This is a genomic window from Hydrogenophaga pseudoflava (genome assembly GCF_031020795.1).
Classification (GTDB): Bacteria; Pseudomonadota; Gammaproteobacteria; order Burkholderiales; family Burkholderiaceae_C; genus Hydrogenophaga; species Hydrogenophaga pseudoflava_A.
This window is the reverse complement of sequence record NZ_JAVHJP010000001.1, coordinates 549,938-564,387: the sequence shown is the minus strand read 5'-3', so window position 1 is coordinate 564,387 and position 14,450 is coordinate 549,938. Positions and strand designations below refer to the sequence as shown.

The 14,450-nt window shown below is 66.6% G+C and carries 14 protein-coding genes; 11 read left to right on the top strand and 3 right to left on the bottom strand.

What is annotated here, in order from left to right; translation table 11 throughout:
• Positions 1–110 precede the first annotated feature (110 nt).
• From hemC to RCO38_RS02765, 4 genes are read left to right on the top strand one after another with little or no spacing between them, the layout of a single operon-like run.
• Complete coding sequence (gene hemC / locus RCO38_RS02780) at positions 111–1,073, top strand: hydroxymethylbilane synthase (protein WP_374694497.1); 963 nt, start codon at positions 111–113, stop codon at positions 1,071–1,073.
• Between the two features lie 21 nt (positions 1,074–1,094).
• Complete coding sequence (locus RCO38_RS02775) at positions 1,095–1,922, top strand: uroporphyrinogen-III synthase (protein WP_308326767.1); 828 nt, start codon at positions 1,095–1,097, stop codon at positions 1,920–1,922.
• Positions 1,919–3,061: a uroporphyrinogen-III C-methyltransferase gene (locus RCO38_RS02770; protein WP_308326766.1), complete on the top strand. Its 1,143-nt coding sequence runs from the start codon at positions 1,919–1,921 to the stop codon at positions 3,059–3,061. Before RCO38_RS02775 ends, RCO38_RS02770 begins: the two co-directional genes overlap by 4 nt.
• Positions 3,061–4,374, top strand: a complete 1,314-nt coding sequence (locus RCO38_RS02765; RefSeq protein WP_308326765.1) for a heme biosynthesis HemY N-terminal domain-containing protein — start codon at positions 3,061–3,063, stop codon at positions 4,372–4,374. The genes RCO38_RS02770 and RCO38_RS02765 overlap by 1 nt, the downstream gene beginning before the upstream one ends.
• A gap of 105 nt (positions 4,375–4,479) precedes the next feature.
• Here RCO38_RS02765 and RCO38_RS02760 read toward each other — a convergent pair whose 3' ends face one another.
• A complete protein-coding gene (locus tag RCO38_RS02760; RefSeq protein WP_308326764.1) occupies positions 4,480–7,380 on the bottom strand; it encodes a ribonuclease E/G in 2,901 nt (966 codons plus the stop codon).
• Between the two features lie 631 nt (positions 7,381–8,011).
• On the opposite strand from RCO38_RS02760, the gene RCO38_RS02755 reads away from it, so the two are divergent.
• The 6 genes from RCO38_RS02755 (at position 8,012) to galU (ending at position 12,426) form a co-directional block, all read left to right on the top strand.
• Positions 8,012–8,998, top strand: a complete 987-nt coding sequence (locus RCO38_RS02755; protein ID WP_308326763.1) for an RluA family pseudouridine synthase — start codon at positions 8,012–8,014, stop codon at positions 8,996–8,998.
• A gap of 34 nt (positions 8,999–9,032) precedes the next feature.
• Entirely contained in the window at positions 9,033–9,383 is a 351-nt protein-coding gene (locus RCO38_RS02750; protein ID WP_308326762.1) for an H-NS histone family protein, read from the top strand.
• Positions 9,384–9,472: 89 nt separating this feature from the next.
• Positions 9,473–10,132 (top strand): HAD family hydrolase, encoded by a 660-nt coding sequence (locus RCO38_RS02745; RefSeq protein ID WP_308326761.1) that lies wholly within the window; start codon positions 9,473–9,475, stop codon positions 10,130–10,132.
• Between the two features lie 9 nt (positions 10,133–10,141).
• Positions 10,142–10,516, top strand: a complete 375-nt coding sequence (locus tag RCO38_RS02740) for a Rieske (2Fe-2S) protein (protein WP_308326760.1) — start codon at positions 10,142–10,144, stop codon at positions 10,514–10,516.
• 11 nt (positions 10,517–10,527) lie between these two features.
• Positions 10,528–11,511, top strand: a complete 984-nt coding sequence (locus tag RCO38_RS02735; protein WP_308326759.1) for a S49 family peptidase — start codon at positions 10,528–10,530, stop codon at positions 11,509–11,511.
• Between the two features lie 27 nt (positions 11,512–11,538).
• Positions 11,539–12,426 carry a UTP--glucose-1-phosphate uridylyltransferase GalU gene (galU, locus tag RCO38_RS02730; protein ID WP_308326758.1) on the top strand — a complete coding sequence of 296 codons (888 nt, stop codon included), beginning with the start codon at positions 11,539–11,541 and terminating at the stop codon, positions 12,424–12,426.
• Positions 12,427–12,438: 12 nt separating this feature from the next.
• Here galU and RCO38_RS02725 read toward each other — a convergent pair whose 3' ends face one another.
• Together RCO38_RS02725 and RCO38_RS02720 are read right to left on the bottom strand one after the other, a co-directional pair.
• Entirely contained in the window at positions 12,439–13,197 is a 759-nt protein-coding gene (locus tag RCO38_RS02725) for an SAM-dependent methyltransferase (protein ID WP_374694496.1), read from the bottom strand.
• Between the two features lie 35 nt (positions 13,198–13,232).
• Positions 13,233–13,847 (bottom strand): Maf family protein, encoded by a 615-nt coding sequence (locus tag RCO38_RS02720; RefSeq protein WP_308326756.1) that lies wholly within the window; start codon positions 13,845–13,847, stop codon positions 13,233–13,235.
• 47 nt (positions 13,848–13,894) lie between these two features.
• Between RCO38_RS02720 and RCO38_RS02715 the strand changes: the two genes are divergently transcribed.
• Positions 13,895–14,449, top strand: coding sequence for a YceD family protein (locus RCO38_RS02715; RefSeq protein WP_308326755.1), 555 nt, complete (start codon positions 13,895–13,897; stop codon positions 14,447–14,449).
• The last annotated feature ends 1 nt before the right edge of the window (position 14,450 follow it).

Sequence of the window (14,450 nt, the reverse complement as noted above, 5' to 3'; positions counted from 1 at the left end):
TTTGCTGAAATTTTGGGCAGGGGGCATGCTAGCATCCAAAGTTCCCCGCGCCGTTACCAACGGGGTACAAAAACGCCGGTTCTGGCCTGATCTTTTTTTGACATCGCACCGTGTCCATTTCAAACCCGCCCGCCTCGCTTGACATCACGATCGCCACGCGGGAGAGCCGTCTGGCACTGTGGCAGGCCGAGCATGTCCGGGCGCTCCTGCAATCTTTGGGCCACCGTGTGACGCTGCTGGGCATGACCACTCAGGGCGACCAGATCCTCGACCGCAGTCTCTCCAAGGTGGGGGGCAAGGGCCTGTTCGTGAAGGAGCTGGAGGTGGCACTGGAGGAGCGGCGCGCCGACATCGCGGTGCATTCGCTCAAGGACGTGCCGATGGACCTGCCCGACGGTTTCGCCCTGGCCTGTGTGATGGAACGCGAAGACCCGCGGGATGCCTGGGTGTCCCCGTCGTGCGCCTCGCTGGCCGATCTGCCCCGTGACGGGGTGGTGGGCACATCCAGCCTGCGCCGGCTGGTGCTGCTGCGAGAGGCGCTGGACCGCCTGGGCCGGCAGGACGTGCGCATCGAACCGCTGCGCGGCAACCTTGACACCCGCCTGCGCAAACTCGACGAAGGCCAGTACCACGCCATCGTGCTGGCCGCGGCCGGCCTCAAGCGGCTGGGCCTGTCTCCGCGCATCCGCAGCATCTTCGACCCCGAGCAGTCCCTTCCCGCCGCAGGACAGGGTGCGCTGGGCATCGAGGTGCGCAGCGACCGCACCGATCTGATGCAGGCCCTCGCGCCACTGGTGCACATGCCGACCTGGCTGCGGGTGGCGGCTGAACGCACGGTCTCCCGCGCCATGGGGGGCAGCTGCTCGATGCCGCTGGCTGCTTACGCCCGCTGGGATGCCGAGGCACCGCAGACCCTGCGCCTGGACGCCGCCTGGGGTGACCCGGAGGGACGCACGGCGGTGGTGCGGGTGCAGGAGCAGGCGCACGTCGAGACGCTGGAGCAGGCAGAGTCCCTGGGGCACCGGGTGGCGCAGGCCCTGCGCGCCGGCGGCGCCCGCGCAGCGGGAGGCTGAGCCTTGGCAGGGCACGCGGCCGTGCCTTCCCGCTGGTCCCGGGTGATCGTGACACGGCCCGCTGGCGAAGCCGCCGCCTGGGTGGCGGCGCTGCAGGCCCAGGGATGGGCGGCTTACAGCCTGCCGCTGATCGACATCGGCACCCCGCGCGACCCGCAGGTTCTGGCGCGGCTGCGCCACGCACAGTCCCATTGGAGCCACTGGGATGCGCTGATGTTCGTGAGCAGCGCGGCGGTGCAGCACTTCTTCGATGGCGTGGTTGCGGACGGCGAAGCGCACCAGGCCGGTACCCGGTTCTGGGCGCCGGGGCCTGGCACCGCGCGCGTGCTTGCTGAGGCCTTGCAGCGCCTGGGTCTGGGCCCCGACCGGGTTGACCAGCCGCCAGCGGATGCGCCGCAGTTCGATTCCGAGCACCTGTGGCCCGTGGTGTCGTCGCAGGCCAGGCCTGGCGCCCGGGTGCTGGTGGTGCGGGGGGTGTCCGCCGCGGCCGATGGGGCGCTCGCAGGCGGTGCCGAAGGCAACGGGCGTGAATGGCTGCTGGAGCAGTGCCGCGCGCGCGGGGCCCAAGTCGACACCTGTGCCGCGTACGAGCGGCATGCGCCGCGCTGGTCTGCGTCCGACCGGACCCTCGCGGTGCAGGATGGCCTCTGGCTTTTCAGCAGCTCCGAAGCGGTCGCCCATCTGCAGACCGCCATGCCGGCGACCGACTGGTCCCGTGCCGCGGCCTTGTGCACGCACGAACGGATCGCTGCCGCGGCGCGGGCCGCAGGCTTCGTGCAGGTGCACACCAGCCGCCCTGCATTGGCCGATGTGTTGCTCGCCCTAGAATCAATGCGGAGCCCGACATGAGCAACGACACCCCCGAACCTTCCTCCGCTGTGGCGAGCCCCGGTCTGCCCGTGGTGGCCGCCGCTGCCGGCTCCCCCGCACCCATCCGTCGAAGCGGTGCCTGGCTGGGTGCGCTGGCCCTGCTGCTGGCGGTGCTGACGCTGATGATGGCCGGCCTGCTGTGGCAGAAGATGGACTTCACACAGAAGGAGCTGGCACGCCGCACCCAGATTGGCGAAACCCAGTCGTCGGAGACGCGCGCGCTGGCAACCCAGGCCGAGGCTCAGGTCAAGGAGTTGCAGGCGCGTCTGGCGGTGGCCGAGGTCCGTCTGTCCGAAGTCAGTCTGCAGCGCTCCCAGCTCGAAGAGCTGATGCTGGCGCTGTCCCGCTCGCGCGATGACAACCTGGTGCAGGACCTGGAATCTTCCCTGCGCCTGGCCCAGCAGCAGTCCCAGCTCACCGGCAGCGTGCAGCCGCTGCTCGCGGCGCTGCAGTCGGCCGATGAGCGCATCGCCCGGGCCGCCCAGCCGCGTTTGAACCCGGTGCAGCGCGCCATCGCGCGCGACGTGCAGCGCATCCGCAGCACCTCCGTGGCCGATGTGCCCTCGCTGGTCCAGCGGTTGGACGAGCTCGTACAGCGGGTGGACCAATGGCCTGTGCCCAACGACGTGGGGCCCCGCTCGCCCGCGGCGCGCAAGGCAGCCGCCCGGCCGCAGCACGCGGCAGAAGGCGCCAGCCCGGTCGATCCGCCCGCGCCCGCTCAGGGCGGCTGGGACCGCGCCGTGCAGACCTGGACCGGTTTCTGGTCGCGCGTATGGGAAGAAACCACCCGCAGCGGACGTGAGCTGGTGCGTGTGAGCCGCATCGACCGTCCCGAAGCGGTGCTGCTGGCGCCGGAGCAGGCGTTCTTCCTGCGGGAGAACCTCAAGCTGCGGCTGCTCAACGCGCGGCTGGGTCTGCTGGCCCGCCAGATGGACGCGGTGCAGGACGACCTCAAGACCATCGATGCGGCGCTCGCCCGCCACTTCGACACCACCGCACCCGACGTGGCCGCCGCGCAGGCCGCCGTGACACAGCTGCGTGCGGAACTGGTGCTCACCGAATGGCCCCGGCCCGAAGAAAGCCTGGCGGCGCTCGCGGTGGCCGCGGGAGGTCGCTGATGAACGGAGCACGGCGCCAGCTGGGCGCGATGCGCAACGTCTTCTGGTTGCTCGGGCTGGCTGCGCTTGCGGTGGCGCTGGCCCTGCTGACCGGACACAACCAGGCCATGGTGAGCCTGTTCTGGCCTCCTTACCGGTTCGACGTCTCGTTCAACTTCGTGCTGTTCTGCCTGGTCGCGGGCTTCGTGCTGCTGTACCTGGCCTTGCGCGCCCTGAGCCTGTTCCGCGAGTTGCCCCGCCAGGCGCAGCGCTGGCGCAGCCAGCAGATGGAGCGGGCGGCGGTGGGTGCGGTGATGGACGCCCTGTCCAACCAGATCGCGGGGCGCTTCGTGCGGGCGCAGGCGGCCGGGTTGTCGGCGCTGGAGCAACTCAACAGCCATCCGGCGGCCCAGTGGCCGCGCCGTGGGCAGCTCCAGCTGCTGGCCCACCTGCTGGTGGCCGAGGCCGCGCAATCGCTGCAGAACCGCGGCACCCGCGACGAACACCTGCAGGCGGCCCTGCATCCGAAGCTGGCCAAGGAATCCGTCGAGGCCCGCGAAGGGGCCCTGATGCGGGCGGTGCGCTGGGCGGTCGAGGACCGCGATCTCCAGGCCGCCCGCAGCCACCTGGACGAACTGCCGCAGGGGGCGTCGCGCCGCATCCAGACCCTGCGCCTGAAGCTGCGGGTCGCCCGGCTGGGCGGCGCCACCGCCGAAGCGCTGGAAACGGCGCGTCTGCTGGCCAAGCACCGCGCCTTTTCGCCAGAGGCCTCGCGCAGCATCGTGCGGGGTCTTGCGCTGGATGCGCTGCGCGAGGCGCACGACCTGGCCCAGTTGCAATCCGTGTGGTCGCGCCTCGATATGTCCGAGCAGACGATGCCCGAACTGATTCTTGCCGCGGTGGAGCGGGCCCACCGGTTGGTGGCCATGGCGCCTGAGGAGGACATGGCGGTGCAGGCACATGGGCTGACCGCCGGATGGCTGGAGCCGGTGTGGCAAGGGTTCGCCGCGCTGGATGAACGCTTGCAGCACCAACTGACGCTGGCCTTGGAGCCGGGACTCATGCGGCTCGATGCCACGGGCCTGGCCCGTCTGGAACAGAGTCAGCGGCAGTGGCCCAACAACGCTTACCTGCAGTACCTCACCGGGCAGGCCTGCCGGCAGCGCCAGCTGTGGGGCAAGGCGGCGCAGCTGCTGGGCCAGGCCAGCCACAGTCTTCGCGAGCCGGGCCTGCTGAGGCGCACCTGGTGCGCCCTGGCGTTGTTGGCCGAGGAGCGCCAGGACCAGGTAGCTGCCCAGGCTGCGTGGAAGCGCGCGGCATTGCTGGCCGACTGAACACCGCCCGATCGACCCCGGATTCGGTCACCAGCCGTCGAGGCCAAGAAAAAAGCCGACCCTGGGTCGGCTTTTTTTCAAGGGGAGCCTCTGGCCGTTGCGCGATCAGCGGTTCTCGAACGGCAGGTTCACATCGCGCAGGTCCTTGCGGGTCTCCACCAGCACGAGAGGGCCTTCATCGACCACCAGCACAGGCTTGGGTTCACGAGGCACATGGATCGGCTTGGGTTCGGCCGCGATGGCGGCCTGGATTTCGGCCACCTTGGCGGCGTCCGAGTTCACCCATTCCAGTCCGCTGGCTTGGGCCACGCTGTGCAGGTCACCCATAGACAGGGTGTACGGCACGACCTTGGGCATGCCACCTGCAGATGCGGCCACAGCCACCGCAGGAGCAGGGGACGGGGGCGCCGCCAGCACCGGAGCCACTGCCAGTTCCACCGCCGCCGCAGGGGCCGGGTCGGTCTGCGAAGGAGCCGCAACAGGCTGGGTGAAATAGCTGCGCACCGGGCGCTGCTCGTCCTGCTCGGCCATCACGGAGGGCGTTGCGTCTGTGCCGGAAGAGGCTTCTTCACGGGTGTCGCCTTCGCGCGGTGCGCGCTCGCGGCGATCGCGACCGTAGCGGTCGCGGCTGCGGCGTTCACGCGGAGCGCGGGGCGCGGAGGCCTCGCCTTCGGGCACGGCGTCGGCAGGTTCCGACAGCGACTGCTCCGGGGGCGCGTCTGCCAGAGACGCGGGGAGCACAGCGGCGTCGGTCACACCCTGCGGCGTGTTGTCGCCGGGTTCCTGCCCTTGACGCCGGCGGTTGTCGCCTCGTCCACCGCGGCGTTCGCGGCGCGCACCTTCCGGGGCTGCTTCGGGTGTGTCTCCTGCCGGAATGGCGCTGACCTGTCCTTCCAGCGCCGCGCTCTCGGCGGCCTGGTCCGGGCGGTTGTCGCGACGGTTGTCACGGCGCCCGCCGTTGCGACCCTGTCCTTCGACGCGCTCGCCCCGCGGCTCGCCGTTGCGGCCCTCGGAGCGGTTGTCCCCGCGGCGGCCTTCGCCGTTGCCACGGCCCTGGACCTCGGCGCGCTCCCCCCGGTTCTCGCCACGGGCCGGGCGGTTGCCCTGGCGCTCGCTGCGGTCCCCACGCCCTTCACCGTTGCGACCACCGCGGCCACGGCCATCCCTTGCCGGCTTGCTTTCTCCACGCTCGGTTTTCGGCGTCTCGGTGGCGGTCGGTGCTGGGGTGGAAACGGCCGGTGCCGCAGCGGGCGCCACGCCGAACAGGCTCTTGAGCCAGCCGAAGAAGCCTTTCTCGGCAGGGGGCGCGATGCACGCCGCTGCAGGCTCGATCACCACCGCAGGGGCGGCGGCCACCGGCGTGGTGGCCGCCGCCTCCGGCTTGGGCGCGGCCACCGGCGCCGGGCCATCGGGCAGCACGCCCTTGATCACCGGCTCCTGCTTGTTGGTGCGCTCCTGGCTGCGCCTCGTGAAGCTGGCCACATCGTCCACTTCCTCGGCCAGCTTGTAGCTCGAGTCGAGGTTGTCCAGGCGCGGGTCGTCGTGCTTGAGGCGTTCGAGCTTGTAGTTCGGCGTGTCCAGCGACTTGTTGGGCACCAGCAGCACATTGATGCGCTGCTTGAGTTCGATCTTGGTGATCTCGGTGCGCTTCTCATTGAGTAGGAAGCTGGCCACTTCGACTGGAACCTGCACCAGCACGGCGGCCGTGCTGTCCTTGAGCGACTCTTCCTGGATCACGCGCAGGATCTGCAGCGCCGAGCTTTCCGTGTCGCGGATGTGGCCGGAGCCGCCGCAGCGCGGGCAGGGGATGGACGAACCCTCGCTGAGCGTGGGCTTGAGGCGCTGGCGGCTCATTTCGAGCAGGCCGAACTTGCTGATGGAGCCGAACTGCACGCGGGCGCGGTCCTGGCGCAGCGCGTCGCGCAGGCGGTTCTCCACCTCGCGGCGGTTCTTCGACTCCTCCATGTCGATGAAGTCGATCACGATCAGGCCACCGAGGTCGCGCAGGCGGGCCTGGCGCGCCACTTCGTCGGCGGCTTCCAGGTTGGTGCGGGTCGCGGTTTCCTCGATGTCACCGCCCTTGATGGCGCGCGCCGAGTTCACGTCCACCGCCACCAGGGCTTCGGTCTGGTCGATCACGATTGCGCCGCCGCTGGGCAACTGCACGATGCGGCTGTAGGCGGTCTCGATCTGGTGTTCGATCTGGAAACGGCTGAACAGCGGCGCGTCGTCGCGGTAGCGCTTGACGCGGTGACCGTGCTCTGGCATCACGTGGCTCATGAACTGGTGAGCCTGTTCGTAGATGTCGTCGGTGTCGATCAGGATCTCGCCGATGTCGCTGTTGAAGTAGTCGCGGATCGCGCGGATCACCAGGCTCGATTCCTGGTAGATCAGGAAGGCGCCCTTGCCGCCCTTCGCGGCGCCGTCGATGGCGTTCCACAGCTTGAGGAGGTAGTTCAGGTCCCACTGCAGCTCGGCCGCCTCGCGGCCGATGCCGGCGGTGCGCGCGATGATGCTCATGCCATTGGGGTACTCGAGCTGGTCGAGTGCCGCCTTGAGTTCCTGGCGGTCCTCGCCCTCGATGCGGCGGCTCACGCCGCCTCCGCGCGGGTTGTTGGGCATCAGCACCACGTAGCGGCCGGCCAGGCTCACAAAGGTGGTCAGGGCTGCGCCCTTGTTGCCGCGCTCTTCCTTCTCGACCTGGACCAGCAACTCCTGGCCTTCCTTGATCACATCGTTGATGCGGGCCTGTGACGGAGAGACATTGCCCTGGAAGTACTGTTTGGAGATTTCCTTGAACGGCAGGAAGCCGTGCCGGTCTTCGCCGTAATCGACGAAACAGGCTTCGAGCGAGGGCTCGACGCGGGTGACGACCGCCTTGTAGATGTTGCCCTTGCGCTGTTCGCGTCCCTCGATTTCGATTTCGTAGTCGAGCAGTTTCTGCCCGTCCACTATCGCCAGGCGGCGCTCTTCGGCCTGCGTGGCGTTGATCAGCATGCGCTTCATGTTGCGTTTCCTTTTCACTGTCGCTGACAAGGTGGGCGGACAGGCCGCACACCAGGATGCCGCAAGCCAGCGAAAGAACGCGAACGGGAGGAATTGCCGGAGAGCCGTTGACCCGGTGGTGTCCCGACTTCATCGGGTGGTCCGTTGGCAGGGGAGGTACGCACAGTGGCGCACCAGGGCCCTGCGGCCGGGTCAGGGCGTAGGCGCGTGGATGTGGGTGAGCAGGCGGGGCTTGATGGATGTCGTCGACATGGATCTTGCCGGTTCGGTCACTGTCTTCACTTTGTCCTCGGTCAGCCGCTCTTGCCCGCGCATGGCGTTGCAACAAAGGCTGACCGATTGGGGTATTCCGTAATCTGGTTCGCTACTCTTTGGCCGGCTTTCCTGTGGCATCCGTCCGGATCGCTGGCCGTCAAGAAGGCGTCTGGGACGCCGCGCACAGGACGGTTCGAACCGGGTGCCGCAGGTGGCACGGATTGCCAATCACATCCGGTTACAGGGTCGCTGTTCCGGGTCGCTGAACGTGACTGCCTTAAACTCAGGAAAATCAATCACTTACAACGCGCGACTGGCGTGACGCATTATAGGGGGCTGCCCCGGATGGTGGCGCGGGTCTGATGGTGTTTTTCCCTTGAATTCTCCTGTTTCCGACGGCCTCGGGGCTGTGCGTCATCTGCTTGTGGACGAAGATTCGGCCGGGCAGCGGCTGGACAATTTCCTGTTTCGCGAGCTCAAGGGCGTACCGAAGACCCACATTTACCGAATCATCCGGTCGGGAGAGGTGCGCCGCAACAAGGGCAGGATTTCAGCGGACGACAGGGTGCAGGCCGGGGATGTGCTGCGCATTCCTCCTATCCGGCTTTCAGAGCGCGCGGCGGAGAAAGCGGTGCTTTCGGTTCCGGGGCGTGATTTCCCGGTGATCCATGAAGACGATGCCTTTCTGGCGCTGGACAAACCGGCGGGTGTGGCGGTGCACGGCGGCAGCGGGGTCAGTTTCGGGGTCATTGAACAGTTGCGCAGGGCCCGCCCGGATGCCCGGTTCCTCGAATTGGTTCATCGGCTGGACCGTGAAACCAGTGGTCTTTTGCTGATTGCCAAGAAGAAGAGCGCCCTCAAGTCCTTGCAGGATCAATTCCGGGAGCGGGAAACCGGCAAGACCTATTTGGCGCTGGTCCGCGGGCGTTGGCCATCCCGGCTGAAGGTGCTGGACCAGCCGCTGCACAAATACCTGCTGCCCGACGGAGAGCGGCGCGTGCGGGTGGTCGATGCCGATCATCCCGATGCCATGCGTGCCGTCACGCTGGTGGCGGTAAGAACATATCTGCCCGCGCCGGCGAGTCTGGAGGTGGCATGTCCGCAGGGCATGAGTTTGCTGGAGGTGACGATCAAGACCGGTCGGACACACCAGATTCGTGTGCATCTCTCTCATGCCGGCCACCCGATCGTGGGTGACGACAAGTACGGAGATTTTGAGCTCAATCGGCTAATGGCCAAGGCGGGCTTGCGACGAATGTTTCTTCATGCCTGGCGATTGCGCCTGACCCATCCTATTTCTGGGCAGCCGATGGAGTTACATTCTGAATTGCCCGTCGAGCTGCGCTCTTGGTCCGGCGCTTGAAAATTCAATTAGAATTCCCGCGGGCATCGTTGGGATGTCTATTTCGCTGAAGTTCACCAAAATCAAAGGATACACAATGGCAACCTATTCTGAGCTGATGGCGCAGGCGCAGGAACTGATGAATCAGGCCGAGCAGGCGCGCAAGAACGAACTGGCCGCCACCATCGCCGACATCAAGGCGAAGATGAAAGAATACGGCATCACGGTGGCTGATTTGGGTGGTGCAACGGCGGGTGTCAAGAAGGCCGCCAAGTCGAAATCCAAGGCGGCGGCCAAGTACCGTGGTCCCAATGGAGAGTTGTGGGCAGGTGGCCCCGGTCGCAAGCCTGAATGGGTGCGCGCCGTGCTCGCAGCTGGCAAGAGCCTTGAGGATTTCCGGATCTGAGGATCAATAACCTCATGGTTCACAGGGCACCTGCGGGTGCCTTTTTGTTGCGCAGCAGCAATAATCTGCTGCACACCCCCTCCGTTCCCATGCGCCCGCGCCACTACGACCTCATTGCCTTCGACTGGGACGGTACCCTGTTCGACTCCACCGCCATCATCGTGCGCTGCATTCAGTCGGCGGTGCGCGATGTGGGCGGTACGGTGCCCAGCGATGTGGCGGCGAGCTACGTCATCGGCATGGGTCTGATGCAGGCCCTGGCCCATGCTGCACCCGATGTGCCTGCAGAGCTCTACCCTCGGCTGGGAGAGCGCTACCGCCATCACTACCTGTCCCACCAGCACGACATCAGCCTGTTCGAAGGCGTGTTGCCCATGCTGTCCTCTCTCAAGGAGCGCCACCACTGGCTGGTGGTGGCGACGGGCAAAAGTCGCCGTGGGCTGGATGAGGCGCTGGATGCCGTGGAACTCCGCGGTGTGTTTGACGGCTCGCGCACGGCCGACGAAACGGCGGGCAAGCCGAGCCCGTTGATGCTGGAACAGCTGATGCGAGAGTTCGGTGTGGAGCCGGCCCGAACCCTGATGGTCGGAGACACCACCCATGATCTGCAGATGGCGGTTAATGCCGGTTGCGACAGCGTTGGGGTGAGCTACGGCGCCCACGAGCCCGCCGCATTTGCCTCTTTTTCCCCGAGGTTTGTCGCCCACTCGGTGGCTGAACTGAGCGGCTGGCTGCAAATGCATGCCTGAGGACAGGCGATGAACGGTGCCAACGATCTGCATCCGCTGTGCAACAGCCACGATCTGCGGGACGGCGGGTTGGCGGTGCCCTTTGATGTGATGTATGCCGGGCAGACGTGCAGGGCGTTTGCTATCCGCTACCGCGGACTGGCTCATGCCTATCTCAACCGCTGCGCGCACGTGGCAATGGAGATGGATTGGCAACCCAACCGCTTCTTTGACGACACCGGGCAATGGCTGCTGTGCTCGACGCACGGTGCGGCCTACGAGCCGGCGACGGGAGCCTGCAGAGGCGGGCCTTGCCGCGGAGGGTTGGTGGTTGTGCCGCTTCAGGAGCGGCAAGGGGTTGTCTACTGGCAGGCACAATACCCGTTTGCGCCGCTGGCGTTTTGACCTGGACCACGATGAACAACGATCCACTGGACAACCTGACGCCGGCGTCCTCACCCTCGCGTCAAGAGGTGGGCTGGGAGCGGGAAACCCTTGAGAAGCTGGTGTTCGAGACGCTGCGCGAGCAGCGTGCCGCGCGCCGCTGGAAGACGTTTTTCCGGTTGACCTGGCTGGCGATCATCGGCTCGGTTCTCTGGCTGTGGTTCAAGCAGGCGGAAATGTCCGGAGCCGTAAGCGCACCGCACACCGCACTGATCGAGGTCAAGGGAGAAATCGCGTCAGGTGCCGAGGCCAGTGCCGACAACGTGCTCAGTTCGGTGCGGGCAGCGTTCGAGGACGAAGGTGCCCGGGCGGTGGTGCTGCTGATCGACTCCCCCGGAGGCAGCCCGGTGCAGGCCGGCATCATCAACGACGAGATTACACGGCTGAAGTCCCTGCACCAGAAAAAGGTCTATGCGGTGGTGGAGGAGACCTGTGCCTCCGCCGCTTACTACATCGCTGCGGCGGCCGACGAGATCTACGTCGACAAGGCCAGTCTGGTGGGCAGCATTGGCGTGCTGATGGAGGGATTCGGGTTCACTGGTCTGATGGACAAGGTGGGCGTGGAGCGCCGTCTGATGGTGGCGGGCCAGAACAAGGCCATGCTCGATCCTTTCAGTCCGCAGGACGATGCACAGCGGGCGTATATCCAGTCCATGCTGGGCGAAATCCACGCGCAGTTCATCGAGGTGGTCAAGAAGGGTCGGGGTGCGCGCCTCAAGGAGACACCAGACACGTTCACCGGACTCGTCTGGAGCGGCCAGCAGGCGGTGCAGCAGGGGTTGGCCGATGGTCTGGGCAGCTTGGACTATGTGGCGCGCGAGGTGGTCAAGGCCGAGGACATCGTGGACTACACACAGCGCGAAAACGTGGGGCTGAGACTGGCCCGCGAGCTGGGCGTGCACATGGGCGAAGGTATTTTCAAGGCCGCGCGTGGCGTTGGCATTGAAGTGCGGTGATTTTTGAAAACCAGAGAGGAAAAGACGATGCGTATTCAAAAAGCGGTGTTTCCGGTGGGCGGGCTTGGAACCCGTTTTCTGCCAGCCACCAAGGCCATTCCTAAAGAGATGCTTCCGGTGGTGGACAAGCCACTGATCCAGTACGCGGTCGAGGAGGCGTATGCGGCCGGGATTAGGGAGATGATCTTCATCACGGGGCGCCACAAGCGCGCCATCGGTGATCATTTCGATGCGGCCTTTGAACTGGAGTATGAGCTGGAGCGGGGCAACAAGACCGAGTTGCTCAAGCTGGTGCATGACATCAAGCCGGAGGACATGGACTGTGTCTTCATCCGCCAGCCACGTCCCTTGGGTCTCGGGCATGCCGTGCTGTGCGCGGAGCGGGTGGTGGGCAATGAGCCGTTTGCAGTGCTGCTGGCCGACGACCTGATGCTCGGTACACGTCAGAACGCGGGCGGGCCGACGGTGCTGCAGCAGATGGTGGAGGCCTACAGGACACATCCGGGAACCGTGCTGGCGGTGCAGGACGTGCCCAAGGAAGACACCGGGCGATATGGTGTGGTGGATGTGCATGGCGCTCATGCCGAAGTCGCCGAGGTGTTCGCCATGGTCGAGAAACCGAAGCCGGCCGTGGCCCCCTCGACGCTGGCGGTGGCGGGGCGCTACATCCTCACGCCGGGCGTGTTCGAGAGCATCCGTCGCCAGCCCCGTGGTGCCGGAGGCGAGATCCAGCTGACCGACGGCATTGCAGCTCTGATCGGGACCGAAAAGGTCTACGCCTTCCGCTACGACGGCAAGCGCTACGACTGTGGCAGCAAGGAGGGGTTCCTGCAGGCCACCATCGATCTGGCTCTGGCGAATCCGGACCTGAGTGCGGCGGTGCGGGCCCACATGCAGGCGGCCCTGGCCGCCTGACCGGAGGGCGCTTCAGCGCCCCAGCAGGAAAACCGCCGGCAGATCCAGTGGCAGTCCGGCGGCCAAGGCGCCTGATTTCCATTCGCTCAGCAGCGCGCTGCGGGTGCATTGGAGCGGCAAGCCCAGGCCGCAGGCCACCGCCAGCCGGGTATGCGGGTGCAGCGTGTGCAGCAGGGCTTGCAGGAGCGCGGCGTTCCGGTAGGGTGTTTCGATCAGGATCTGGGTCTGCCCGGCCTTGAGCGCGGTCGACTCCAGCTCGCGCAGGCGCCGGCCGCGTTCGGCCGGGTCTTGCGGTACATAACCGACGAAGGCAAACGACTGACCGTTCAACCCGCTGGCCGCCAGCGCCAGCATCAGTGAAATTGGGCCCGTGAGCGGGCGGACTTCAATGCCCAAGGCATGTGCTGCACGCACTACCGAACCGCCGGGGTCGGCGATCGCAGGCATTCCGGCTTCACTCACCATGCCCATGTCGTGTCCCTGGAGCGCAGGATCGAGCAGCGCCCGGGCCTGTGCGTCGGCGGCACCAGTGGGTGTGTGGTCTCCTTTTTTGTGGACTTGGCGGGGCAGTTCGGTGATGTGAATGCTTTGCAGCGGGACCGCGAGCCCTCGGTCACCGTCCACCCGCTTGAGGAAGGCTCGGGCGCTTTTGGCGTTCTCGGCAATCCAGTGTCTCAGGCGGGCCGCGACCAGGACGGTTTCGTTGGGCAGCAGCAGCGCCAGTGCCGCGGGATCCTGCGGAGTGCATCCGAAGTCCAGCGGTGTTGGCACGAGAAACAGCGTGCCTTTGAGGGGGGCTGCGGGCTTCACAGGATCGGCACGCCCGCGGCGCGCAGCATGTGGCAGGTGCGGATCAGCGGAAGACCGACCAGGGCGCTGGGGTCGTCGTTGTCGATCCGGGACAGCAGGGCAATGCCCAGTCCTTCACTCTTGGCGCTGCCTGCGCAATCGTACGGCTCTTCTGCGCGGAGATAGCGCTCGATTTCGTGGTCATCAAGGTCGCGGAACACCACCTTGACGGCCGCCAGATCCAGTTGTTCAAAGCCCGTGGCCGCGCAGACCACGGCGACTGCGGTCTGAAAGACCACGGTCTGTCCTCGCATGCGCCTCAGCTGGGCCACTGCACGTTCATGGGTGCCCGGTTTGCCCAGCGGTTGTCCTTCAAGGTCGGCCACCTGATCGCTGCCGATCACCACCGCCTCCGGAAAGCGGTGGGCGACCTCTCGCGCCTTGGCCAGAGCGAGTCGCCGTGCCAGGGTGGCGGGCGCTTCGTCGGGCAGGGGGGTTTCGTCCACATCTGGCCGCGCCGTGTCGAACGGCACGCGCAGGCGCGACAGCAACTCCCGCCGATACGGTGAGGTCGAGCCCAGGATGAGCTTGCGTTGGAGTGTGGAGTGGGCGGGCTGGGGAGGTGCGCTCATCGGGCTATTGTCCGCGGCTTTTCAGCGTCATCTTTTACACTGGCCGAATGAAAGCGTCTTCCCACAAGTCCTGGAATCCCCGTCGATTCGACGCCCGAGCCTTTGCCGAAGCGGAGGGGGTGTTGGATGGTGAGGAACCGCTGGCGTCCTTTGACCGTCTGGCCGCCGAGATTCATGCCGACGGTGCGGTCGGTTCGGCGGTTCGGTGGGATGCGCAGGGCCAGACGCGCCCCGATGCCGCCGGCCGGTCGGCCGTCTGGATGCGCCTGCGCGCAGCGCTCGATCTGCCGGTCGGCTGCCAGCGGTGCCTGGCTCCGGTGGTTGTTCGGCTGGAGGTGGACCGCTGGTTCAGGTTCGTCGCCGACGAGTCTGTGGCCGAGGCCGAGGACGACCAGAGCGAAGAGGATGTTCTGGCCCTGGAGCCCAAGCCGGACTTGCTGGCGCTGATCGAAGACGAATTGCTGATGGCGATGCCCTTGGTGCCGATGCACGAGGTGTGTCCGCAGCCCTTGTCGGTGTCTGGCGGGGAGTTGCCCGACGAAGAGGCCGCGGGGGAGGCCCGCCCCAATCCGTTTGCAACCCTGGCCCGGCTCAAAAAGTGAT